The 21,688-nt window shown below is 69.4% G+C and carries 20 protein-coding genes; 3 read left to right on the forward strand and 17 right to left on the reverse strand.

What is annotated here, in order from left to right; genetic code table 11:
• Positions 1 to 16: 16 nt before the first annotated feature.
• Together HTZ82_RS26285 and HTZ82_RS26290 are read right to left on the reverse strand one after the other, a co-directional pair.
• Complete coding sequence (locus HTZ82_RS26285) at positions 17 to 307, reverse strand: DUF397 domain-containing protein (RefSeq protein ID WP_175411860.1); 291 nt, start codon at positions 305 to 307, stop codon at positions 17 to 19.
• Complete coding sequence (locus HTZ82_RS26290; protein WP_175411861.1) at positions 291 to 1,121, reverse strand: helix-turn-helix transcriptional regulator; 831 nt, start codon at positions 1,119 to 1,121, stop codon at positions 291 to 293. Before HTZ82_RS26290 ends, HTZ82_RS26285 begins: the two co-directional genes overlap by 17 nt.
• Positions 1,122 to 1,234: 113 nt before the next feature.
• On the opposite strand from HTZ82_RS26290, the gene HTZ82_RS26295 reads away from it, so the two are divergent.
• The 3 genes from HTZ82_RS26295 (at position 1,235) to HTZ82_RS26305 (ending at position 2,477) form a co-directional block, all read left to right on the forward strand.
• Positions 1,235 to 1,465: a hypothetical protein gene (locus HTZ82_RS26295; protein WP_175411862.1), complete on the forward strand. Its 231-nt coding sequence runs from the start codon at positions 1,235 to 1,237 to the stop codon at positions 1,463 to 1,465.
• A gap of 164 nt (positions 1,466 to 1,629) precedes the next feature.
• Positions 1,630 to 2,019: a hypothetical protein gene (locus HTZ82_RS26300; RefSeq protein ID WP_217624586.1), complete on the forward strand. Its 390-nt coding sequence runs from the start codon at positions 1,630 to 1,632 to the stop codon at positions 2,017 to 2,019.
• The gene (locus HTZ82_RS26305) at positions 2,016 to 2,477 is read left to right on the forward strand and encodes a hypothetical protein (RefSeq protein WP_175411864.1); all 462 of its coding nucleotides are present in this window, start codon (positions 2,016 to 2,018) and stop codon (positions 2,475 to 2,477) included. Before HTZ82_RS26300 ends, HTZ82_RS26305 begins: the two co-directional genes overlap by 4 nt.
• A gap of 60 nt (positions 2,478 to 2,537) precedes the next feature.
• Here the strand turns inward: HTZ82_RS26305 and HTZ82_RS26310 are convergent, their stop codons facing one another.
• The 15 genes from HTZ82_RS26310 to typA all read right to left on the reverse strand — a co-directional run bounded on the left by HTZ82_RS26310 (position 2,538) and on the right by typA (position 21,638).
• Positions 2,538 to 4,739: a hypothetical protein gene (locus tag HTZ82_RS26310; protein ID WP_175411865.1), complete on the reverse strand. Its 2,202-nt coding sequence runs from the start codon at positions 4,737 to 4,739 to the stop codon at positions 2,538 to 2,540.
• 142 nt (positions 4,740 to 4,881) lie between these two features.
• Positions 4,882 to 5,265 (reverse strand): DUF6113 family protein, encoded by a 384-nt coding sequence (locus HTZ82_RS26315; RefSeq protein ID WP_254712110.1) that lies wholly within the window; start codon positions 5,263 to 5,265, stop codon positions 4,882 to 4,884.
• Positions 5,262 to 6,158, reverse strand: a complete 897-nt coding sequence (mshB, locus tag HTZ82_RS26320; RefSeq protein ID WP_175411866.1) for an N-acetyl-1-D-myo-inositol-2-amino-2-deoxy-alpha-D-glucopyranoside deacetylase — start codon at positions 6,156 to 6,158, stop codon at positions 5,262 to 5,264. The genes HTZ82_RS26315 and mshB overlap by 4 nt, the downstream gene beginning before the upstream one ends.
• A gap of 32 nt (positions 6,159 to 6,190) precedes the next feature.
• A complete protein-coding gene (locus HTZ82_RS26325; protein ID WP_058940607.1) occupies positions 6,191 to 6,385 on the reverse strand; it encodes a hypothetical protein in 195 nt (64 codons plus the stop codon).
• 299 nt (positions 6,386 to 6,684) lie between these two features.
• Positions 6,685 to 7,830, reverse strand: coding sequence for an ABC transporter ATP-binding protein (locus HTZ82_RS26330; protein WP_175411867.1), 1,146 nt, complete (start codon positions 7,828 to 7,830; stop codon positions 6,685 to 6,687).
• Positions 7,817 to 8,827 carry an ABC transporter ATP-binding protein gene (locus HTZ82_RS26335; protein WP_175411868.1) on the reverse strand — a complete coding sequence of 337 codons (1,011 nt, stop codon included), beginning with the start codon at positions 8,825 to 8,827 and terminating at the stop codon, positions 7,817 to 7,819. Before HTZ82_RS26335 ends, HTZ82_RS26330 begins: the two co-directional genes overlap by 14 nt.
• Before the next feature lie 6 nt (positions 8,828 to 8,833).
• On the reverse strand, positions 8,834 to 9,769 hold the full coding sequence (locus tag HTZ82_RS26340) for an ABC transporter permease (protein WP_217624594.1): 936 nt from the start codon (positions 9,767 to 9,769) through the stop codon (positions 8,834 to 8,836).
• A gap of 151 nt (positions 9,770 to 9,920) precedes the next feature.
• On the reverse strand, positions 9,921 to 10,844 hold the full coding sequence (locus HTZ82_RS26345; RefSeq protein WP_175411869.1) for an ABC transporter permease: 924 nt from the start codon (positions 10,842 to 10,844) through the stop codon (positions 9,921 to 9,923).
• A 13-nt stretch (positions 10,845 to 10,857) separates the two neighbouring features.
• A complete protein-coding gene (locus tag HTZ82_RS26350) occupies positions 10,858 to 12,489 on the reverse strand; it encodes an ABC transporter substrate-binding protein (protein WP_175411870.1) in 1,632 nt (543 codons plus the stop codon).
• A gap of 149 nt (positions 12,490 to 12,638) precedes the next feature.
• Positions 12,639 to 13,754: an ABC transporter ATP-binding protein gene (locus tag HTZ82_RS26355; protein ID WP_175411871.1), complete on the reverse strand. Its 1,116-nt coding sequence runs from the start codon at positions 13,752 to 13,754 to the stop codon at positions 12,639 to 12,641.
• A gap of 14 nt (positions 13,755 to 13,768) precedes the next feature.
• On the reverse strand, positions 13,769 to 14,830 hold the full coding sequence (locus tag HTZ82_RS26360; protein WP_175411872.1) for an ABC transporter ATP-binding protein: 1,062 nt from the start codon (positions 14,828 to 14,830) through the stop codon (positions 13,769 to 13,771).
• Between the two features lie 10 nt (positions 14,831 to 14,840).
• Positions 14,841 to 15,818, reverse strand: a complete 978-nt coding sequence (locus HTZ82_RS26365; protein ID WP_175411873.1) for an ABC transporter permease — start codon at positions 15,816 to 15,818, stop codon at positions 14,841 to 14,843.
• Positions 15,819 to 15,925: 107 nt separating this feature from the next.
• Positions 15,926 to 17,728, reverse strand: coding sequence for an ABC transporter substrate-binding protein (locus tag HTZ82_RS26370; protein WP_175411874.1), 1,803 nt, complete (start codon positions 17,726 to 17,728; stop codon positions 15,926 to 15,928).
• Between the two features lie 98 nt (positions 17,729 to 17,826).
• A complete protein-coding gene (locus HTZ82_RS26375; RefSeq protein WP_175411875.1) occupies positions 17,827 to 18,870 on the reverse strand; it encodes an ABC transporter permease in 1,044 nt (347 codons plus the stop codon).
• A gap of 860 nt (positions 18,871 to 19,730) precedes the next feature.
• Entirely contained in the window at positions 19,731 to 21,638 is a 1,908-nt protein-coding gene (gene typA, locus HTZ82_RS26380) for a translational GTPase TypA (RefSeq protein WP_175411876.1), read from the reverse strand.
• Positions 21,639 to 21,688: the final 50 nt, after the last annotated feature.

Consider the following 21,688-nt stretch of genomic DNA (forward strand, 5'->3'; position numbering starts at 1 on the left):
GCGCCACCAGAGGCCTTCAGTCCAGGGCGTCGCCCCGTACGGCCCCGACGAACGCCACCCAGGCGGAGGCGCCGAAGACGACGGCGGGGCCGGTGGGGTTCTTGCTGTCCCGCACGGGGACGCGGGTGGGGCGGGCGGCGTCGTCGACTTCGAGGCAGGCGTCCGCCACGGGTCCGCTGTAGCTGGACTTGCGCCAGGCGTCGCTCACTTCGAGGCACTGACCGCTGTCCCCACCGCTGTGGCTGGACTTGCGCCAGTGCGGCAGCGCCGAGGCGTCCGGTATGACGTACTCATAGCTGGGCAGCATGCTCGTATTCCTTCGCGACGGACTTGATCAGAGCCAGAGACTCACGGTGCGACAGAGCGTCACCCAGGGCATGATCGTAAAGCGCCTGGCACTCCTGAACCAGTGAGGGCAGCTCCAAGACCCTGCCTGTCTGCAAGCCTTCCACGTACGCCACGGGTGGCAAGTCCTCGAACCACATCAGGGAGACAAAGCCCTCCAACAGAGCATGCGCGCCTGCGCTGTACGGGAGGACGTGAACCCTGATGCGTCGGCGGCGTTCTGCCAGGTCAAGGACGTGGTGGAGCTGCTCGGCCATGACCGCCGGGCCACCGATCGGACGGCGGAGAACCGCCTCGTCCAGCAGGTACCACACGCGCGGCAGGTCGAAGTTGTCGAGAATCCGCGCCCGTTCGAGGCGTGTGGCAAGGAGCCTGTCACGCTCCTCGTCACTCTTGGGCGGGTATCCAGACGACAGCACCTCGCTGGCGTATGCCCTGGTCTGGAGCAGGCCGGGCACCAAGTTGGGGGCGTACGTACGAATCTCCGTCGCCAACACCTCCAGCCGCAGCGCCTCCTCGAAGTGCTCGGCCACAGCCTTCCCGTCCAGCGTCGGGAGGAACCGTACGAAGATCCCGTCGGTGCCGAGCGCCTGGTCAAGGCGCTTGGCGTCCGGGAGCGTCGGGCGTCGGCGCCCGGACTCGAAGTGGGCGATCAGCGACCGCGAGAGGACCGCCAGCTCAGCCAAGGCCTGCTGCGTGAGCCCCGCCAGCTCCCTCCGCCTCCTCAGCTCCTCGCCGTACCGCTTCCGGGACTCCGGGTTGTCCTCGATGGCCATGAACAACTCCCCTCTGCTCCACCCGCGTTGTCACACGCGAACCCCTTCCGAGCGTAGCCAGCCCCACGTCACTCTGTGAGCGAATCGACACACAGAGCGAAAGTTGGCAGGTCATGGACACCCCCTTCCCGCCCGGTTCCTTCGTCGCGCACACCGCCACCGACGTCTATGGCCCCGGCAAGGTCCTCGACGAAGAGGGCATGGGCGACTGGCGACGCGTGCGGTTCGTGCACTTCGTGGCGAGCGTCCACGTGCGGGACCTGCGGGTCGACACGACCCGCGAGGCCGCCGATGTGGAGTTCTGGCTGGCGCACAAGAAGGCGAAGTACGGCGGGCAGTGGTGACGCGTTCGGACAAGACCCGGACAGGGCGCTGACCAGGCCGGACACGCGGCAGCCTGTCCGGGACAGGGATAGCGCTGTGCAAGCCGGTGCCCGTGCCCGCAGACTCGGGCTGCCCGGTCGGGCACCACACCGCACAGCCAACCTCCCAGGAGAGCTGTATGCCCATGCGTCAACGCATCGCCGCCATCGCGTTCTCGGCCGCCCTCGCCGCCGGCGCGATGAGTCTCGCCCCCGTGGCCCAGGCCCACGAGCTCGGGGCGACTTCCTGCTACGGCTACGCGAACAGCTACTACAAGCCCAGCGGTACGTACTGGCTCCCCGCGGGGCGCGTGTTCAAGACGTCGAACGCCTGCGCCGATATCAACATCAGGCCCAACACCAACCGCTATGTGAAGGTGTGCTTCGAGGTCGACGGCCGGCAGGAGTGCCAGGCGAACTACACGCTCGCCAAGGCCGGTCAGTGGAACGTGATCGCGCGGAACGTCCGGGACGGCGCCCGGTTCGCCTTCGAGTTCCGCTCGGACGCGAAGTCCACCGGGAGCTGGGCCGCATGACGCCGACGACGAAGCAGCGCGCCTGGCGGACCGCGGCCACGCTCACCGGGGCGACCACGGCACTGATGAGCCTCGGTGTCGCACTGCCCGCCCAGGCGCACGCCGCTCTGCGCTGCGAGACCCTGCGCGCCACCGTGACCAACTCCCAGGGGCTGGCAGGAGGCACCGTCCGAGCGACCGTCTGCAAGGCCGACAACGGAGACGCGCACTTCCACGAGGGCTACTACAACTACGTGCAGGACCACCAGCCCGACGGGACGGCGGCTCGCGCGTACGTCCGTGAGCGCTACGGCACGTACGGCCCCATCGGTGTGGACGACACGTCCACGTCCGGCGGCCAGTCCATCTCCTGGATGTCCAACGGAGCGGGCAACACGACCATCCGTGTGTACGTCTGCCTGGGGACGAAGAACCCGAACCAGAGCGGCGCTCGCTGCGCCTCCGACTACATGAGCTAGTGGCGCGTGCCGCACGCGCCGCTCTTGGTGGGGGCGGGGAAGCCTCCCCGCCCCCTCGCCTCAGCCCTGCGGGTTCGTCTCGATGGTGACCGTGCGGTCCTCCGGGGTCTTGCCGAGGAGGGCCTTCTGCAGGGCGCTGGCCACGTCGTCGGCCGACAGCTGGTGCTGCTTGCCGTCGCCCTTGGTGATCATCACGCCGTCGAAGACGCCCTCCAGGAGGCGGTCGATCGCCTTCTTGTCGTACACCTCGACCAGACGGCCGTCGACCGGCTTCATCGAGAGGATCTGCGGCAGCGAGCGCTGCGGGCCGAACTGGATCTGCCGGCCGCCCGCCTTGATCGTGACCAGGCCGGACATCGCGGGCTCCGCGAACTCCTTCATGGCCCGGTCGATCTCGGTCTGCGTGATCGTCGGCTCCTTGGTGACCACCGGCAGCGTGACGACCTTCGCGCGGCCCGTCTCGACCTGGGCGCGGTAGGCGTCACGTACGGAGATCATCGAGCGCGGTACGTCCAGGACCGTGCCCGCCTTGCCGGGGACGGCGACGACCTTGCCGGGCTCGAACTTGATCGTGCCCTCGCTGATCGTGCCGGAGCCGCCCGCCAGGTCGGCGAGGGCGACGCTCAGCTTCTCCTCGTCGACCGGGATGACCGGCTGGGCGACGCGCTCGGCGCCGAAGAGGGAGCCGATCACCGTGACCGGGTTGTAGTCGCTGCCCGCCGCCCCGCGGACCGTGGCCTGGCTGTCCAGGGCGAGGCCCGCCTTGTCCGGCGGGAGCGCCTGGTTCTTGCCGGCGACGGTGAGCTGGAGCGGCGTGGAGGCGCGCTGGCCGAGCGCCGCGTCGAGCTTCTGGACGGCCTCCTCCTTGGTGGAGCCGCCGATGTCGACGCCGAGGACGGTGGTGCCCTTCGGGACGTCGGAGTGGTTGAGGAGCAGGCCCGCGCCGTACGCGATGCCGACGACGACGAACAGGCTCGCGCCGAGAAGGACCAGCTTGGAGCGGCCCTTCTTCTTGGAACGCGGCGCACTCGGCGCGCGGGTCTCCGGGGGCGGCGTCGGCGTGGGCGCGGCGGGCGCGGGCTCGTCCAGTACGGGCGGGTACGCGTGCGCGTCGTAGGCGTCGGGGCCGGCCGCCTGGGCGGGGCCCGTCATCGGGAACGGTGACGGCTGCGGGGCGCCGCGGTCGTCCTGCGGGATCACCGGGATACCCGTCGTCAGCGTGTCGCCCGAGACGTGCGGCGGGGGGCCCGCCTGCGGGTTCTGCGGGTTCTGCGGTGTGAGGACGGCCGTGTCGTCGGACAGGTGCGGGAAGCCCTGCGCGGGCGTGCCGACCGGGTCGCCGCCGCCGTACGTGTCAGCGGGCGGTACGGGTGTCGTGCCGTACGCCGGGCCTGTCGTCGGGCCCGACGGGGCTTCGGGGCTGTCCGAGAAGTACGGCATGCCGGGGCCGCCCGGCCGCTGCCCCGGGGCCTGCGCGCCCGGGCCCCCCAGGCCCCCCGGGCCACCCGGCCCTCCGGGACCGCGCCCGCCGTCCAGGCCGTCCAGGCCGCTCGGGCGACGCGCACCGCCGGGACCGCCGGGGCCTCCCGGACCACCGGGACCGCCAGGGCCACCCGGGCCGCCGAGGCCACCCGGAGCACCCGCGCCGCCAGGCCCGCCCGTACCGTCCAAGCCGTCGAGGCCGCTCCTCGGGCGGCCCTGACCGCCGCCCGGGCCGTCCTGCGGCTTCGTCGCCGCGTACCCCGTACCGTTCGCGCCGAGGCCCGGGGTCTCGCCCGAAGGCGACGAGGGCGACGGCGACGGCGTCGCGGGCTTGCGCGGGGCGAACCAGGAGCTGGTGGACGCCTCCCGCTCCGCCGGCTTCGGCTCGGCGGCGTCGGGGCGGGGCGTCGCGCCCGTACGCTCCGCGGCGCTCTCCCGCCGCTCCGGCGCCGCGCCGCCGGAGCCCGCGCCGGAGCCCGCGCCGGTGTCCGCCGCCGTATCCGGCTTGTCGGACTCGTTCACCGGCTTGCGCACGACCACGGGCGGGATGGGCCGCGAGCCCGGAATGTTGATCCGGATGCGCGTCGTCAGCGTCGTCTCGGTCTTCGGCTCGTCCGGCTCCGCGGGGGCGGCGCCCCCGGCCGCACCGGCCGCACCGGCCGCGCCGGCCCCGGCGCCATCCTGGGAATGGCGCGTTCCGTACGGCGGTGTGCCCGAGGGGTACGCGGCTCCGCCACGCCCCTGGGGGCCGGAGGACGAGGTGTCAGTTTCACGACTCAAAGCAGGCTCTCCCGGTTGGCTCCGCCGCCCGCTCTCACACCCACGGGCGCCCGGCGGCGCGCACCACCATACTGGCCGCCGTCACCGCGCAACCCGCGACCGGGGGAACATCATCGGGCATTACGCTCCAAGTTCGGGCACGTCACTTGTCAAGTGGGCGCGCGGGCGGCCTCTGTTGCGGCACCATCGACAGGGTGGCGCAGATCACGGCGAGTGCCATACCGCCCAAGAGGTAGACGAGGTCGGCGATGCCGCCCCAGAACAGCTTGTCGCCCTCGTCGCGGCCGAGGCTCAGCACGACGACCGCCGCCAGCCAGCCCGCGCCGGACGTGACGACGCCCAACTGGCTGTCGGCGGCGCGCAGCCCGCCGTAGAAGAGGGCCGCCGTCGCGAGGAGGGCGAGGAGCAGCCCGCCGGGGAACCAGCCGCCCTGCACCAGGGCGCCCGCCGTGCCGACCAGCAGGCCGAGCAGCACGAGGGCGGTGTGCACGGCCGCCTTCACCGGGGTGCTCATGGTCGTGCTCATGGCGCCACCACCCCCGCGAACAGGTCCGTCTCCCGCTCCCCCGCCGGAGCGCCGGACTCGCCCCGCGCCAACTCGTAGTACTCCTTCGCGAAGACGGGCTGGCCCAGGTGGTTGGAGAGCGCGAAGAACGCGCCCTGTACGACGATCTGCGTGGCGTGCGCGCGCATCGCCGCCGCCTTGCGGTCCGCGTACGCCGTGCCGTCGATCTCCGTGGTGACGATCGCGTCGTCGACGACGCCCGGGACGTCACCGATGTCCGCGATGCCGGGGAAGCTCACGCCGGGTGCCGCCGCGCGCAGGGCGGCGAAGCGCTCCTCGGCGACCGGGCGCGGGACGCGGTTCCAGTAGATCTTGGCGATGGTGTGGGGCGCGCCGAGGCCGGGGTGGTACGTCGGGTCGGCGGCGAGGTCGGCCGCGCGCATCGCGACGCGGTGGGCCTGGATGTGGTCGGGGTGGCCGTACCCGCCGTTGTCGTCGTATGTGACGAGGACCTGGGGGCGGGTCTCCCTGATCACCTCCACCAGGTGGGCGGCCGCGTCGTCCACGTCCGTGTTCCAGAAGGCGCCGGCGCGGTGGTTCTGGGGCACGCCCATCATGCCGGAGTCGCGGAAGCGGCCGGGGCCGCCGAGGAAGCGGTGGTCGGTGACGCCCAGTTCCTTCATGGCGGCGGCGAGTTCACCGACGCGGTACGGCCCGAGCCGGTCGTCCCGGTCGGGCGCGAGATGGGCGAGGGCGGGCGGGATGACCTCGCCCTCCTCGCCCTGGGTGCAGGTCACCAGCGTGACCTGGGCGCCCTCGGCCGCGTACTTGGCCATGGTGGCGCCGTTGTTGATCGACTCGTCGTCGGGGTGCGCGTGCACCAGGAGCAGACGACGGGTGGGGAGATCCGTCATACGGACACCCTACGAGGTGTGTCCGGGGAGGCTCAGAACTTGAGGTTGCCGATCATGCCCGCCACGCTGGTGGTGAGCTGGCTGACCGTGGGGGCGATGGAGGAGCTCGCCAGATAGAAGCCCAGAAGCATGCACACCACCGCATGCCCGGCCTTCAGACCCGATTTCCGGATGAGCAGGAAGACGACGATCGCCAGCAGCACCACCGCCGAAATCGAGAGTGCCACGGCGGTTCACCTCCATACGGGTTCGGTCGGGAACGGGCAGCGCGCATGTGCCAGGAGGTTCATACCCACCTTGCGCTACGGATCATAACTTTCCGTTCCCAAGCATGGTTCGGTGCACGGCAGCATTGGGGGCGCACAACGCTGCTTTCGGCCAGTTGCTCGTGGGGGGCGGGTGGCGCAAGCGACCGGCCGGGGCGACATGGCAGCGCCCCGGCCGGTCAACGGCACCCGCACGGCCGTACGTTGAACAGTTTCCCGTGTCCGTATATCGGAACGGAGTCCTCCCGGTGACCTGCCTGTTACGCGGGCCGAGGCCCGGTCACGTCCGGGGGCTGCGGGGCGGGCACCGGGCCGGGTGAGGTCTCGCCGGGCCGGGGCGACGGCTCCCCGACGTGGCTCGTCGTCTCGCCGGGTACGACGTGGATCTCCTCCGCGAAGTGGCAGGCCGAGTAGTGGCGGGCCGGGCTGTCGACGTCCCGGAACACGGCCGGGACGGCGAGCAGCGGGATCTCCAGGGCGCAGCGCTCGCGGGCCTTCCAGCAGCGGGTGCGGAAGCGGCAGCCGGAGGGCGGGTTCGCGGGGGACGGGACGTCGCCGGAGAGCAGGATGCGCTCGCGGCGCTCGCGGGCCTCCGGGTCGGGCACGGGCACGGCGGAGAGCAGGGCCTGGGTGTAGGGGTGCGTGGGATGGTCGTAGATCTCGCTGTCCGTACCGGTCTCGACGATGCGGCCCAGGTACATGACGCCGACGCGGTCGGAGATGTGCCGGACGATGGACAGGTCGTGGGCGATGAAGACGTACGAGAGGCCGAACTCGTCCTGGAGGCGCTCCAGGAGGTTGACGACCTGGGCCTGTACGGAGACGTCGAGTGCGGAGACGGGTTCGTCGGCGACGATGACGCGGGGCTGGAGGGCGAGGCCGCGGGCGATGCCGATGCGCTGGCGCTGGCCGCCGGAGAACTGGTGCGGGTAGCGGTTGACGTGCTCGGGGCTGAGGCCGACGACCTCCAGCAGCTCCTGCACCTTGCGGCGGCGGTCGCCCTTGGGCGCGGCCTCGGGGTGGATCTCGTACGGCTCTCCGACGATGTCCCCGACGGTCATGCGCGGGTTGAGGGAGGTGTACGGGTCCTGGAAGACCATCTGGATGTCGCGGCGTACGGCCTTCAGGGCGCGGCCGGACAGGCGTGTGATGTCCTCGCCCTGGTAGCGGATCTCGCCGGAGGTGGGGCGCTCCAGGTTGACGAGCATCTTGGCGACGGTGGACTTGCCGCAGCCGGACTCTCCGACGATGCCGAGGGTCTCCCCGGGACGCAGGTCGAAGGAGACGCCGTCGACGGCCTTGACGGCGCCGATCTGCTTCTTGATGACGACGCCCTGGGTGAGCGGGTAGTGCTTGACGAGCTCCCGCACTTCGAGGATCGGCTCCTGCGTCTCAGCGCCGGCCATCGGCGGGCTCCTTGGGGATCGGCTCCTTGTTGACGGTCTCGCGCCAGAAGTGGCAGGCGCTGCGCCGGGTCTCCGACACCTCGTACAGCGGGGGGACGTCGGTGCGGCACACGTCGCGGGCGCGGGGGCAGCGCGGGTGGAAGGGGCAGCCGGACGGGATCGCCATGAGGCTCGGGGGAAGGCCCTTGATGGCGTACAGGTCCTGGCCCTTCTGGTCGAGGCGCGGGATGGAGTCCAGCAGGCCCTGGGTGTAGGGGTGGGCGGGGGCCTTGTAGAGGTCGTGGACGGGGGCTGTCTCGACGATGCGGCCGGCGTACATGACGGCGATGCGGTCGGCGACGTCCGCGACGACGCCGAGGTCGTGGGTGATGAGGATGAGGCCCATGCGCAGCTCGCGCTGAAGCTCCGCGAGCAGCTCCATGACCTGGGCCTGGACGGTGACGTCGAGGGCGGTGGTGGGCTCGTCCGCGATGATCAGGGCGGGTTCGAGGGCCATCGCCATGGCGATCATGATGCGCTGGCGCATGCCGCCGCTGAACTGGTGCGGGTACTGGCCGACGCGTTCCCGGGCGGCGGGGATGCGGACGCGGTCCATGAGTTCGACGGCCCTGGCGCGGGCGTCCTTGCGGGACATGCCGCGGTGGACGGTGAACATCTCGCCGAGCTGGTCGCCCACGGTGAGGACGGGGTTGAGGGACGACAGGGCGTCCTGGAAGATCATCGCCATCTCGGCGCCGCGGACCTTGCGCCGCGCGTCCTCCTTGAGGGTCAGCAGGTCGCGGCCCTGGAAGAGGACTTCGCCGTGGGTGATCCGGCCGGGCGGTGTGTCGAGGATGCCCATGACGGCCTGCGCGGTGACGGACTTGCCGGAGCCCGACTCGCCGAGGACGGCGAGGGTCTCGCCCTCGTCGACTGCGTAGCTGACGCCGTTGACGGCGCGGGCGACGCCGTCGCGGGTGTGGAACTCGACGTGCAGGTCGCGGACTTCGAGCAGCACGGCGGCTCACCTCAGCTTCGGGTCGAGGGCGTCGCGTACGGCGTCGCCGAGCATGATGAACGCGAGCACGGTGATGCTGAGGGCGCCCGCGGGCCAGAGCAGCATGTGGGGGGCGTTGCGGATCTGCGGGGCGGCGTTGGAGATGTCGATGCCCCAGGACACGGTGGGCGGGCGCAGGCCGACGCCGAGGAACGACAGGGTGGCCTCCAGGGCGATGTACGTGCCGAGGGCGATGGTCGCGACGACGATGACGGGCGCGACGGCGTTGGGCGCGACATGGCGCAGCAGGAGGCGTCCGCTGCCGGCGCCGAGGGAGCGGGCGGCCTGGACGTAGTCGTTCTGTTTGGCGGTGATGACGGAGCCGCGCGCGATACGGGCGATCTGCGGCCAGCCGAGCAGCACGATGAAGCCGACGACGGGCCACACGGTGGTGCTGGTGACGACGGACAGGAAGACGAGGCCGCCGAGGACGACGGGGATGCCGAAGAAGATGTCGGCGGTTCGGGACAGGAGCGCGTCGGCCCAGCGGCCGAAGAACCCGGCGAGGCCGCCGAGGAGGCTGCCGAGCAGGGCGGCGCCGAGGGTCGCGGCGACGCCTACGGTGATGGAGGCGCGGGCGCCGTGGACGGTGCGCGCGTACACGTCGCAGCCCTGGGTGTCGTATCCGAAGGGGTGGCCGGGCTCGGAGCCCGCTTGCGACTTGGACAGGTCGCAGCGGAGCGGGTCGGTGCTCGTGAGGATCTGCGGCCAGATCGCGATGAGCACGAGGAAGACGATGAGCAGCGCGGAGACGAGGAAGACGGGGTTGCGGCGCAGCTCGTGCCAGGCGTCGGTCCACAGGCTGCGGGGCCGTTCGCCGGGGCCGGGCGGGGTGCCTTCCGGGGTCGTGGGCTCGACCTCCGCCTTGTCGAGGGTCTCGGCCTCGCTCATGGCGAGGTCCATGGCGCCGCCGGCGCCGGTGGGTGCGATGACCTCGCGGGGGTTGTCGTAGGGGTGGGCGTGGTGGGGGCTGTGCGGGTTGGCGGGGTCGGTGATGCCGTTGGGGTCCTTGGGGTTCCGGGGGTCATTGGGGTGGTTCTCCGGAGGGTGGGGATCAGGCATAGCGGATCCTCGGGTCCAGGACCGCGTAGAGCAGGTCGACGAGCAGGTTCGCCAGCAGGAACACGATGACGAGGATCGTCACGAAGCCGACCACGGTGGGTGAGTTGTTGCGCAGGATGCCCTGGTAGAGCTGGTAGCCGACGCCGTGGATGTTGAAGATCCGCTCGGTGACGATGGCGCCGCCCATGAGGGCGCCGATGTCGGCGCCGATGAAGGTGACGACCGGGATGAGGGAGTTGCGCAGGAGGTGCCGGGTGATGACCCGGCGGCGCGGCAGGCCCTTGGCGACGGCGGTGCGGACGTAGTCGGCGCGGGTGTTCTCGGCGATGGAGGTGCGGCTGAGCCGGGTGACGTACGCGAGGGACACGAGGGCGAGGACGACGCCGGGGAGGATCAGCTCGTCGAAGGGCGCGTCGGGCGACACGGTGGGGCGTACCCAGCCCCACTTCACGCCGAGGAGGAACTGGAGGAGGTAGCCGGAGACGAAGGTGGGGACGGAGATCACGATGAGAGTGAGGACGAGCAGGCCGGTGTCGAGGGGGCGGCCGCGCTTGAGGCCGCTGACGACGCCCAGGGTGATGCCGACGACGATCTCGATGGCGATGGCGACGATGGTGAGGCGGAGGGTGACGGGGAAGGCGGAGGCCATCAGGTCGAGGACGGGCTGCCCGTCGAAGGCGGTGCCGAAGTCGCCCTGGAAGATGGCGCCCATGTAGAGCAGGTACTGCTTCCACAGGGGCTCGTCGAGGTGGAGGTCCGCGCGGATGCGGGCCGCGGTGGCGGGGTCGGGCGCCTTGTCGCCGAAGAGCGCGGCGACGGGGTCGCCGAGCGCGTACACCATGAGGAAGATCAGCAGGGTGCTCCCGATGAACACGGGGATCATCTGGAGCAGCCGCCGGATGACGTAGCGTCCCATGGCCGGTGCCCGGTCAGCCGACCTTGATCTGGTCGTAGACCGGGACGCTGAACTGGTTGAGCCTCACGTCGGAGAGCCGTTCGGAGTAGCCGGCGCTGCCGTTCTGGTACCAGAGGGGGATGGCGGGCATCTGCTCGGCGAGGATCCGCTCGGCGTCCTGGAACAGGTCGACGGCCCTGGCCTGGTCGGTCTCGGCGTTGGCCTGGTCGATGAGGGCGTCGAACTGCTTGTTGCTGTACTTGCCGTTGTTGGAGCTGGCGCCGGTGTAGTAGAGCGGCTCCAGGAAGTTCTGGATGAGCGGGTAGTCCGCCTGCCAGCCCGAGCGGTAGGGGCCGGTCATCTTGCTCGTGGTGACCTGGCTGCGGAAGTCGGCGAAGGTGCCGATGGGGTTGACGGTGCAGACGGGGCCGCGGTCGAGGACGTTGTTGATGCTGTTGCAGACGGCGTCGAGCCACTGGCGGTGGGAGCCGGTGTCGACGTTCGAGGTGAGCGTGACCCTGCCGCCGGGCAGGCCGCCGCCCTCGTCGATGAGCCGCTTGGCCTCGTCGGCGTCGAAGACGCAGGCGTCGCCGCAGATGTCCGCGTAACCGCCCTGCTCGCCGAGTGCGGGGGACGTCCAGTCCTTGGCGGGGGTGCGGGTGCCCTGGAAGATCTGCCGGGTGATCTCCTCGCGGTTGATCGCCTTGGAGATGCCGAGCCGGACCTTCTCCATGCCGGCTTTCGACCACTCGGGCCGGTAGAACGGGAAGACCAGCGTCTGGATGATCAGCGCGGGCTGGTTGATGTAGCGGTCGCCGAGGTCGCTCTGCACGTTGCGGAGCTGCTGCGCGGGGACGTCGTCGACGAGGTCGAGGTTGCCGGCCATGAGGTCGGTGTACGCGGTGTTGTTGTCGGTGTAGACGCGCAGGTCGACGCCTGCGTTCTGGGCCTTGTCGGGCCCGTTGTAGCCGTCCCAGCGGCGCAGCCGCATGACGCTGCCCTTGCTGTACGACTCGATGGTGTACGGGCCGTTGCCGACGGGCTTGTTCAGCCAGGCGGCGTGGTCGGTGAAGAACGCCTGGGGCAGCGGCATGAAGGCGTTGTAGCCGAGCGTGTCGGGCCAGGTGGAGAACTTCTCCTTCAGGGCGACGGTGAAGGTCCTGTCGTCCTTGACGACGAGTCCGCTCATGGTGTCGGCCGTGGCGGCGCCGGAGGCGGGGTGAACGCCGTCGTAGCCGACGATGTCGGAGAAGAACGGGGCGTTGTTCTGCTTGTTGTCGATGTGGGCGGCGTAGTTCCACGCGTCGACGAACGACTTGGCGGTGACCTTCTCGCCGTTGCTGAAGGTCCAGCCGTCCTTGAGCGTGACGGTGAAGTTCTGCGAGTCGGTCGTCTCGATGCTCTCGGCGACCATGTCCTCGGCCTCGCCGGTCTCCGGGTCGTACCTCTTGAGCCCGCGGAACACCATGTCGAGGACCTTGCCGCCCTGCACCTCGTTGGTGTTGGCCGGCTCCAGGGGGTTCTGCGGGTCGCCCCAGGACGAGCTCAGCACCCCGTCGCCACCGCCCGCCCCGCCGCCGTCCCCACCGCAGGCGGTCGCGGTCGCCGCGAGCACGACGGCGATGGCGCATGCGGCCCACTTGGCGGGGTGGCTGGCTGCGCGCATGGGTGTGCCTCCTGTAGGTGCGTGGGCCCATGGAACGACTTAGGCCCAAATATCACCTCAAAGCACCCGCATCGCACGCCCGCCTCGCCCGTACGGGAAAGCCCCCCGCCCGGGTGGGCGAGGGGCCTTCCGCGCGGCCGGTCACCGGCTCACTCGGAGTCGGACTCCAGGGACGCCAGCGCCGGGTCCAGGACGACGTCCGCGCCGTGGGCCTCGATGGTGGGCTCCTCCGGGAAGTGGCAGGCCGTCAGGTGGCCCTCGGCGTTGCCGGAGAGCTGCACCAGCGGCGGCTCGTCCGTGGCGCACTTCTCCTGGGCCTTCCAGCAGCGGGTGCGGAAGCGGCAGCCCGACGGCGGGTTGATCGGCGACGGGACGTCACCCGCCAGGCGGATGCGCTCGCGCTGCGGCCCGTCGACGGTCGCCTCCGGCACGGCCGACAGCAGGGCGTGCGTGTACGGGTGGCGGGGCCGGTTGTACAGGGAGTCGCGGTCGGCGACCTCCATGACCTTGCCCAGGTACATCACGGCCACGCGCTGCGAGAAGTGCCGGACGACCGCCAGGTCGTGGGCGATGAAGAGGAAGGCGATGCCCATCTCCTCCTGGACCTTCTGCAGCAGGTTGACGACCTGCGCCTGGATCGACACGTCCAGGGCCGACACCGGCTCGTCGGCGACGATCAGCTTCGGCTCCAGGGCCAGGGCGCGGGCGACACCGATGCGCTGGCGCTGGCCGCCGGAGAACTCGTGCGGGAAGCGGTTGTAGTGCTCCGGGTTCAGACCGACGGTCTCCAGGAGCTCGCGGACGCGCTTCTCGCGGCCCCCGGGCGGGTTGATCCCGTTGACCTCCATCGGGCTCTTGATGATCGTGCCGACCGTCTGCCGCGGGTTCAGCGACGAGTACGGGTCCTGGAAGATCATCTGGATCTCGGACCGGAACGGCGCCAGCTGCTTGCGCTTGGCGTGCGTGATGTCGTGGCCCGCGTACTCGATCTTGCCGCCGGTGGGCTCCAGGAGGCGGGTGATCAGCCGTCCGGTCGTGGACTTGCCGCAGCCGGACTCGCCGACGAGGCCGAGGGCCTCACCCGCGTGCACGGTCAGGTCGACGCCGTCGACCGCCTTGACGGCGCCCACCTGGCGCTTGATCGGGAACCCGCCGTGGATCGGGAAGTGCTTCTGGAGCCCTTCCACCTTGAGCAGAGGCTCGCCGAGTCCGGCGCTCCCCTCTGCGGAACCCTGCTGCTGCGGCAGAGTGACGTTGTCGCTCATGTCTCTGCGTCTCCCTAGCCCAGCCGGGGCTTGATCTGATCGATGAAGATGGTCTGCTTCTGCTCCGCCGTGAGGTGGCAGGCCGCGGCGCGTCCCTCCGCCAGCGGGGGCCGCTCGGCGGAGCACAGCCCGCCGCCGACCTCGTCGACGAACCGGCACCGCGGGTGGAAGCGGCAGCCGGACGGCGGGTTGAGCAGGCTCGGCGGGGTGCCCGGGATGGGCACCAGCGCCTCGCTGGTGTCGCCGCCGAGCCGCGGCATCGAGCTGAGCAGGCCCCAGGTGTACGGGTGCTGCGGCTCGCGCAGCACCTCGCTGACGCTGCCGCGCTCGACGGCCCGGCCGGCGTACATCACCAGCAGGTCGTCCGCCATGTTGGCGATGACGCCGAGGTCGTGGGTGATGAAGACGATCGCCGACCCGAACTCCTGCTGGAGGTCCTTGAGCAGGTCGAGGATCTGGGCCTGCACGGTCACGTCGAGCGCGGTCGTCGGCTCGTCCGCGATCAGCAGTTCGGGATCGCACATCAGCGACATGGCGATCATGGCGCGCTGGCGCATACCGCCGGAGAACTGGTGCGGATAGTCGTTGAAGCGGGTCTGCGGCTGCGGGATGCCGACCTTGGTGAGCATCTCGATCGCGCGGTCCTTCGCCTCCTTCCTGGAGGCGCCGCGGTGCTTCATGAACGGCTCGGAGAGCTGCCGGCCCACCGTGTAGTACGGCGAGAGCGCCGTCAGCGGGTCCTGGAAGATCATGGCGGCCTTGTTGCCGCGGAGCGCCTCCATCTCCTTCTCGGAGGCGGTGGTGAGCTCCTGACCGTCCAGGACGATCTCGCCCTGGATGTCGGTCGTCTTGCGGTTGTGCAGGCCGAGGACCGTCAGGTTGGTCACGGACTTGCCGGAACCCGACTCGCCCACGATGCCCAGCGTCTTGCCGCGCTCGACGTCGAAGGAGAGCCCGTCGACGGCCTTGACGACGCCGTCCTCGGTGGAGAAGGCCACGCGCAGGTCGCGGACCGAGAGGAAGGCGTCCGACCCGGTCGGGGCCGGTGTGTCTTCGGTCTTGGTCAGAGTGGTCACGGTCGTTCTCCTAGGCGAGGCGCACGCGCGGGTCGATGTAGGCGTAGGCGAGGTCCACGATGACGTTCAGGATGAGGATGAAGAACGCCCCGAACAGCATCACGCCCATCGTCAGCGGCAGGTCCTTGTTCACCGACGCGTCCACCGCGAGACGGCCGACACCGGCCAGGTCGAAGGTGAACTCCGTGACGACGGCGCCCGACAGGAGCGCGCTGAGGTCCATACCGATGATGGTGACGATGGGGGTCAGCGAACCGCGCCAGGCGTACCTGAAGAATACGTACCGCTGCGGCATGCCCTTGGCGCGCGCGGTGCGGACGTGCTCCTCCTGGAGCTGCTCGATCATGGTCGAGCGCGCCATACGCGTGTACTGGGCGGTGAAGATGGTCGCCATCACGGCCCAGGGGATCAGCAGACCGGTCGCCCAGGCGAGCGGGTCCTGCGTGAACGGCGTGTAGCTGGGGTTCTCCATCCAGCCCGTCTGGTAGACGAGAACACCGAGGACGATCGCGCCCAGGAAGTAGATCTGGAACGAGCTGAGCACCATCGAGGCGCCGCTGACCAGCTTGTCGACCTTCGTACCGCGCTTCCAGGCGGCGAGCAGACCCGAACCGAGACCCAGCACCAGGAAGATGATCAGACCACCGATGGTCAGCGACAGCGTCAGCGGGAACCGGTCGATGATCGACTCCCACACGAAGTCGCCGGAGCTGAACGAGACACCGAGGCACGGGGCGGCGCAGTGTCCGACCGCGAAGTCACGGCCGGCCACGATGCCCACCATGAACGTCCAGAACTGCGTGGTGATGGGCTTGTCGAGGCCGAGGTTCTCCCGGATGACGGCCAGGTTCTCCGGCGAGCAGTTCTTACCGCAGGAGAGGGCGGCGAAGTCCTGGGGGATTGTGTAGAACAGGAAGAACGTGAAGGCGCCGATCAAGAACATGATCACGGCGGCGCCGGTCAACCTGCGGATGAGGAACTGAAGCATGGCGGGCGGCTGCTCTCTTCGGAAGCGGCGGGCGGTGAGGGGTTGAGGTGCCCGTGGGGGCGCGCTCCGCCTGGCGCGCACCCCCACGGGTCAGCCGACTGTCTCGGTTACGGCTGCTTCAGGTACAGGTCGTTGATGTTGATGTAGCTCGAGTTGGTGCTGTACCGGGCACCACCGATGTTCGAGCCGAAGAGCTGCAGCTGCTTCGAGTAGTAGACCGGGGCAGCGGGGTTGATCTCCTCGACGAGGCGGTGGTGCGCCTCTTCCCACTTCTTGGCCGCCTCCTCGGGCTGGAGGTTCAGCGCCTCCTTGATCAGGCTGTTGACCTTCTCGTCATTGACGTGCGAGTAGTTCGAGCCGCCGTCGGAGATCAGCTTGCCGTCGTAGACCGGCGTCACGACCGTGCCCGGGGACGGCCAGTCCTGGCCCCAGCCGGTCATGTACAGGTCGAACGGGTTGTCGAGCTTGCCGATCTGCTCGTAGAAGCTCTTGCGCTCGATCTCCTTCGCCTGGACGTCGAAGCCGATCGCGTTGAGCGCGTCCTTGATGATGACGGACTGGGCCTGGCCGCGCGGCGTGTTGGCGTAGGCGTAGGTGAGCTTGGTGCCCTCCTTGACGCCGGCCTCCTTGAGCAGCTGCTTGGCCTTCTCCGGGTCGCCGTTCGGCTTCTTCTTCTTGCCGAACGGGTCGTAGTTCGGGTCGTGGCCCGGCAGGGTCGGGGCGAACAGACCGCCGGCGATCTCACCGCCGTACTTGCCGCCGTCGGCCTGGATCATCCGCTCGTTCGGGATCGCGTAGGTGATCGCGTCGCGGACCTTCTTGTCCTTCAGCTTGTCCATGTTGAAGGTCAGCTGCCAGACGTAGGGCTGGTAGCCCTTGATGGTGCGCTTGTTGACGGACGGGTTGGTCACGACGTCCTTGACGAGCGTCGTCTCCACGGAGTCCGTGAACTGGATGGCGTTCTTCGCCTCACCCTGGTCGGCGATCAGACGCTTGGTCTGGCTCGCCACGTCGATGGTGTTGGTGAAGTTGTAGCCGTCCACGTACTGGTGGCGGACGGAGTCCGTCTTCGGGTCCCAGTTGGCGTTGCGGACCAGCTTCAGGGACTTGCCCGGCTTGTACTCGGCGATCTTGTACGGGCCGAGCGCCTTCGGGGCCTTGTCGTACTTCTCCTTCGTGTCCGCCTTCTGCGGCACGATGGCGTAGCCGGCCATGGCCAGGGCCTGCGGCAGGTCCGGGCGCGGCTGGTTGAACTTGAAGATGACCGTCTTGGCGTCCGGGGTCTCCAGGACGGTGTCCGGCAGGTGCTTGCCCTTGTACGGGCCGTCCGGCAGCGCCTTGCGGTAGTCCTCGCCCGAGAGCCACGTCTGCAGGAAGGACGGGCCGTCGAAGATGTGCTTGGCGTACAGGCGCTCGACGGAGTGGCGGACGTCGGCCGAGGTGATGACGTTGCCGTCCTCGTCCTTGATGCCGTCCTTGAGGGTGAACTTCCAGGTCTTGCCGCCGTCGGTGGTCTCACCGGAGTTGGTGGCGATGTCACCGACGACCGTGAGGTTGCCCTCGGCGTCCTCCTGGTAGTTGGTCAGCTTGCGGAACACGAGGTTCGCGAACTGGCCGGCGTCGGAGACGTAGATCTGGCCCGGGTCCATGTGGGAGAGGTCGGACTGCTGGTAGACCTCGATGAAGCCGCCGGACTTGGCGCCCGCGACGGGCTTGGCCGGACCGGTGGAGGCAGCGGCGTCACCGTAGGCGACGGGCTTCGACTGCTGGGCGGCCGTGCTGGCGTCGGGGGCCTTGTCCTTGGGGCTGGTCCCGCCGTTGTTGGTGGTGCTGCAGCCGGTCAGAGCCAGGGAGCCCGCCGCGAGGGCGACGACTATGGCACGCGCGTAGCGCGATCGAGTGGACTTCATGATGCTCGTTGCACCTACCTGTGAGTTGTTGTCCAGAAAAGTGCTGCCTGCCGTCCGGTTGCCCGGTGCGGGGGCGGCAGCTCCCCCGCACATGGACGTCACCGTCCGGTCTTGGGGTCGAACGCGTCGCGGACCGAGTCGCCCAGCAGGTTGAAGGCGAGGACGAAGATCACCAGAGCGACGCCGGGGAAGAACATGAACGCCGGGTCCTGCTGGTAGATCTCGGAACCGATGGCGAACATGCGTCCCCAGTCGGGAGTCGGCTCGACGAAGCCGACACCGACGAACGAGAGGAACGCGATGGTGAGGATGGAGCTGGGCAGCATGTACGTGCCCTGCACCAGGATCGGGGTCACGATGTTCGGCAGGATCTCCTTGCGGACGATCCGCCACCGCGAGGCGCCGGAGACCAGGGCGGCCTCGACGAACTCGCGTTCCCGCAGCGAGAGTACGGAACTGCGCACCAGACGCGCCATACCCATCCAGCCGAGGAACCACATCACGAGCAGGATGGCGACGGCCCGCAGATAGGTCGGCGTCTCTTCCCTCGGGTCGACGAACAGCGCGGTCACGACGGGCATGAAGGCGATGAAGAAGAGCTGGCTCGGGAAGGCCAGGAAGAAGTCGGTCGTACGGCCCAGCCAGTAGTCGACCTTGCCGCCGAAGAACCCGCCCACCATGCCGATGATCACGCCGGTGGCCACGGCCAGGACCGTGAGGACGACGGCCATGTAGAGCGACGTGCGGATGCCGTAGAGGAGCATGGTGAACACGTCGCGGCCCAGCTTGGGCTCGACGCCGAACCAGAACTCGCCCGAGACGCCGCCGAAAGTGCCGTACGGCATGCCGAAGTCGTCGAGGATGTCCTCGTAGCCGGCCTGCGTCGGGTACAGCGTGTACGGGTCCTTGCCGTAGAGCGCGGAGATCACCGGCGCGAGGGCGGCGATGACGAAGAAGAAGATCACCACGCACGCGGACACGACGCCGACCCGGTCGCGCTTGAAGCGCGCCCACATCAGCTGGCCGGGTGAACGGCCCTGGTGTCCCTGCGTGTTGTTCTCCGCGGCTTCGTTCTTGGCCGTGGCGTCTTTGTCCAAGGTGACGGAGGCTTCGGGGCCCTCGATCTCAATTGGACTGGTCATGGTGTGTCCATTTCACGGGTGTCGGATGGACCCGCGATCCTGCGCACGCGGCGACGGCGTCGAGTGAGGTGCACTCAGCCGGTCATGGCCGCTGCCCGACAGTCCTCCTGCGCCGTTCGGGCATGCCGGGCACCCGTGGCCGGGTACGACGGCAGCACCCGCCCGCCGGGTGCGGGGCACCCGTGGCGAGAGGCCGGAAGGATGGTCGGCAGGGGTGGATTACCCCCCAAGGAGCGCGAGCCGAGCGGTTGACCGGGTCTCAGAATCGCCGACCGCTGCAAGCGGCACGACCGGTTGACGTACTCGGGTGACCGGCCCTTGAAGCCGGCTGCGACGACCCGACCCCACTGGCGCTCGTGGCACCGCGCATGGGTTCCTCCTCATGAGTCCACGTATTCACTGCATGGTTGGGTACGGTGCACCCCGCCGACACCCCTGACGGCGAAGTGCTGTACCACGTGTGCTCGCGAGTCGGCGCTCCCCACAGCGCGTGACCCATCGACCCGAGCTCAGTGGAGCCAACTATTAAGTACGTCCGGGCTGTAAACCACACTTAAAGGGTCTCGTTTTGACAACATCACCCAACTGTCACTGACCGAAATCCAGACAAACTGAGCACAGACAGACACCCGCGAAACGGACTGTTAACACATGTTCCGGAGAGCGACGGTCGATAACCGGACGCTTTGCGCCTGAAAACACGTTGACGGGAGCGTCCCGGGCGTGCGCGGACGAGGCCGGAAAACGACGACGGCCGCCGGGTCGGGGAGACCCGGCGGCCGTCGGACCGTCGCAGGGGCGCTGGGCGCCTCGTACGCGTGTGGTGACGCGGTGGTTCAGCCGTGCTTGGCGCGGCGGTGTCAGCCGTGCTTGGCGCGGGAGGCGGCGCGGGCGCGCTCGCGGGCGTCCAGGTTCACCTTGCGGATGCGGACCGCCTCCGGCGTGACCTCGACGCACTCGTCGTCGCGGCAGAACTCCAGGGACTGCTCCAGGGAGAGCTTCCGCGGCGGAACGATGGACTCCGACACGTCGGCCGTGGAGGAGCGCATGTTCGTGAGCTTCTTCTCCTTGGTGATGTTGACGTCCATGTCGTCGGAGCGGGAGTTCTCGCCGACGATCATGCCCTCGTACACCTCGGTGCCCGGCTCCACGAAGAGGACGCCGCGCTCCTGGAGGTTGGTCATCGCGAAGGCGGTGACCGCGCCGGAGCGGTCGGCGACGAGCGAGCCGTTGTTACGGGTCGTCAGCGTGCCGAACCAGGGCTCGTGGCCCTCGTGGATGGAGTGGGCGATGCCCGTGCCGCGCGTCTGCGTCAGGAACTCCGTACGGAAGCCGATGAGGCCGCGGGACGGGACGACGAACTCCATGCGGACCCAGCCGGAGCCGTGGTTCGACATGTTGTCCATGCGGCCCTTGCGGACGCCCATGAGCTGCGTCACGGCGCCCATGTGCTCCTCGGGCACGTCGATGGTCATGCGCTCGACGGGCTCGTGGACCTTGCCGTCGACCTCCTTGGTGACCACCTGCGGCTTGCCGATGGTCAGCTCGAAGCCCTCCCGGCGCATGGTCTCGACGAGGATGGCCAGCGCCAGCTCGCCGCGGCCCTGCACCTCCCAGGCGTCGGGGCGCTCGGTCTCCAGGACGCGCAGCGAGACGTTGCCGATCAGCTCGCGGTCCAGGCGGTCCTTCACCTGGCGCGCGGTGACCTTGCGGTCCTTGACGGCCGACTTGGCGTCGGCGCCCTTGCCCGTGCCGCCACGGCCGACCAGCGGCGACGTGTTCGTACCGATGGTCATGGAGATCGCCGGCTCGTCGACCGTGATCAGCGGCAGGGCGACCGGGTTCTCCGGGTCGGCCAGCGTCTCGCCGATCATGATGTCGGGGATGCCCGCGACCGCGCAGATGTCACCGGGGCCGGCCTTCTCGGCGGGCTTGCGCGTGAGCGCCTCGGTCATCATCAGCTCGGAGATACGGACGTTCTGCACCGAGCCGTCGCGCTTCATCCACGCGACGGTCTGGCCCTTCTTCAGCTCGCCCTGCTGGACGCGCAGCAGCGCGATACGGCCGAGGAAGTTGTCCGCGTCGAGGTTGGTGACGTGGGCCTGGAGCGGGGCCTCGTCGTCGTACACGGGCGCCGGGATGTGCTCCAGGATCGTGGAGAAGAACGGCTCCAGGTTGGTGGAGTCCGCCGGGACCGTGCCGTCCTCCGGCTTGGTCAGCGAGGCGACGCCGTCACGGCCGCAGGCGTAGACGATCGGGAACTCGATCTGCTCCTCGTCGGCGTCGAGGTCCAGGAACAGGTCGTACGTCTCGTTGACGACCTCGTCGATCCGGGCGTCCGGGCGGTCGGTCTTGTTGATGCAGAGGATGACGGGCATCCGCTGCTGGAGGGCCTTGCGGAGCACGAAGCGGGTCTGCGGGAGCGGACCCTCGGACGCGTCCACGAGGAGCACGACGCCGTCGACCATCGACAGACCGCGCTCGACCTCACCGCCGAAGTCGGCGTGGCCGGGGGTGTCGATGATGTTGATGGTGATCGGGGACCCGCCGTCCTTGGGGTGATACTTCACCGCCGTGTTCTTGGCGAGGATCGTGATGCCCTTCTCACGCTCCAGGTCGTTCGAGTCCATCATGCGGTCGTCGACCGAGTCGAGCTGGTGGGCGGCGAAGGCACCCGCCTGCTTGAGCATGGCGTCGACGATGGTCGTCTTGCCGTGGTCGACGTGGGCGACGATGGCGACGTTGCGGATGTCGTGGCGCGTGGGCATGGGTGGCTGGCGCTTCTCTCGGATCGTGGGTGCGGCGTCTCTTTTTCCTC

The sequence above is a fragment of the Streptomyces sp. TRM64462 genome, assembly GCF_013362995.1.
GTDB lineage: Bacteria > Actinomycetota > Actinomycetes > Streptomycetales > Streptomycetaceae > Streptomyces.

What these genes read in the sequence shown, in the direction of transcription:
- HTZ82_RS26370 (WP_175411874.1), bottom strand. Translation starts at nt 17,728, where the DNA reads ATGAAGTCCACTCGATCGCGCTACGCGCGTGCCATAGTCGTCGCCCTC.
- typA (WP_175411876.1), bottom strand. Translation starts at nt 21,638, where the DNA reads ATGCCCACGCGCCACGACATCCGCAACGTCGCCATCGTCGCCCACGTC.
- HTZ82_RS26330 (WP_175411867.1), bottom strand. Translation starts at nt 7,830, where the DNA reads ATGGCCGGCGCTGAGACGCAGGAGCCGATCCTCGAAGTGCGGGAGCTC.
- HTZ82_RS26375 (WP_175411875.1), bottom strand. Translation starts at nt 18,870, where the DNA reads ATGACCAGTCCAATTGAGATCGAGGGCCCCGAAGCCTCCGTCACCTTG.
- HTZ82_RS26355 (WP_175411871.1), bottom strand. Translation starts at nt 13,754, where the DNA reads ATGAGCGACAACGTCACTCTGCCGCAGCAGCAGGGTTCCGCAGAGGGG.
- HTZ82_RS26345 (WP_175411869.1), bottom strand. Translation starts at nt 10,844, where the DNA reads ATGGGACGCTACGTCATCCGGCGGCTGCTCCAGATGATCCCCGTGTTC.
- mshB (WP_175411866.1), bottom strand. Translation starts at nt 6,158, where the DNA reads ATGACGGATCTCCCCACCCGTCGTCTGCTCCTGGTGCACGCGCACCCC.
- HTZ82_RS26365 (WP_175411873.1), bottom strand. Translation starts at nt 15,818, where the DNA reads ATGCTTCAGTTCCTCATCCGCAGGTTGACCGGCGCCGCCGTGATCATG.
- HTZ82_RS26340 (WP_217624594.1), bottom strand. Translation starts at nt 9,769, where the DNA reads ATGGACCTCGCCATGAGCGAGGCCGAGACCCTCGACAAGGCGGAGGTC.
- HTZ82_RS26305 (WP_175411864.1), top strand. Translation starts at nt 2,016, where the DNA reads ATGACGCCGACGACGAAGCAGCGCGCCTGGCGGACCGCGGCCACGCTC.
- HTZ82_RS26300 (WP_217624586.1), top strand. Translation starts at nt 1,630, where the DNA reads ATGCGTCAACGCATCGCCGCCATCGCGTTCTCGGCCGCCCTCGCCGCC.
- HTZ82_RS26285 (WP_175411860.1), bottom strand. Translation starts at nt 307, where the DNA reads ATGCTGCCCAGCTATGAGTACGTCATACCGGACGCCTCGGCGCTGCCG.
- HTZ82_RS26350 (WP_175411870.1), bottom strand. Translation starts at nt 12,489, where the DNA reads ATGCGCGCAGCCAGCCACCCCGCCAAGTGGGCCGCATGCGCCATCGCC.
- HTZ82_RS26290 (WP_175411861.1), bottom strand. Translation starts at nt 1,121, where the DNA reads ATGGCCATCGAGGACAACCCGGAGTCCCGGAAGCGGTACGGCGAGGAG.
- HTZ82_RS26315 (WP_254712110.1), bottom strand. Translation starts at nt 5,265, where the DNA reads ATGAGCACGACCATGAGCACCCCGGTGAAGGCGGCCGTGCACACCGCC.
- HTZ82_RS26295 (WP_175411862.1), top strand. Translation starts at nt 1,235, where the DNA reads ATGGACACCCCCTTCCCGCCCGGTTCCTTCGTCGCGCACACCGCCACC.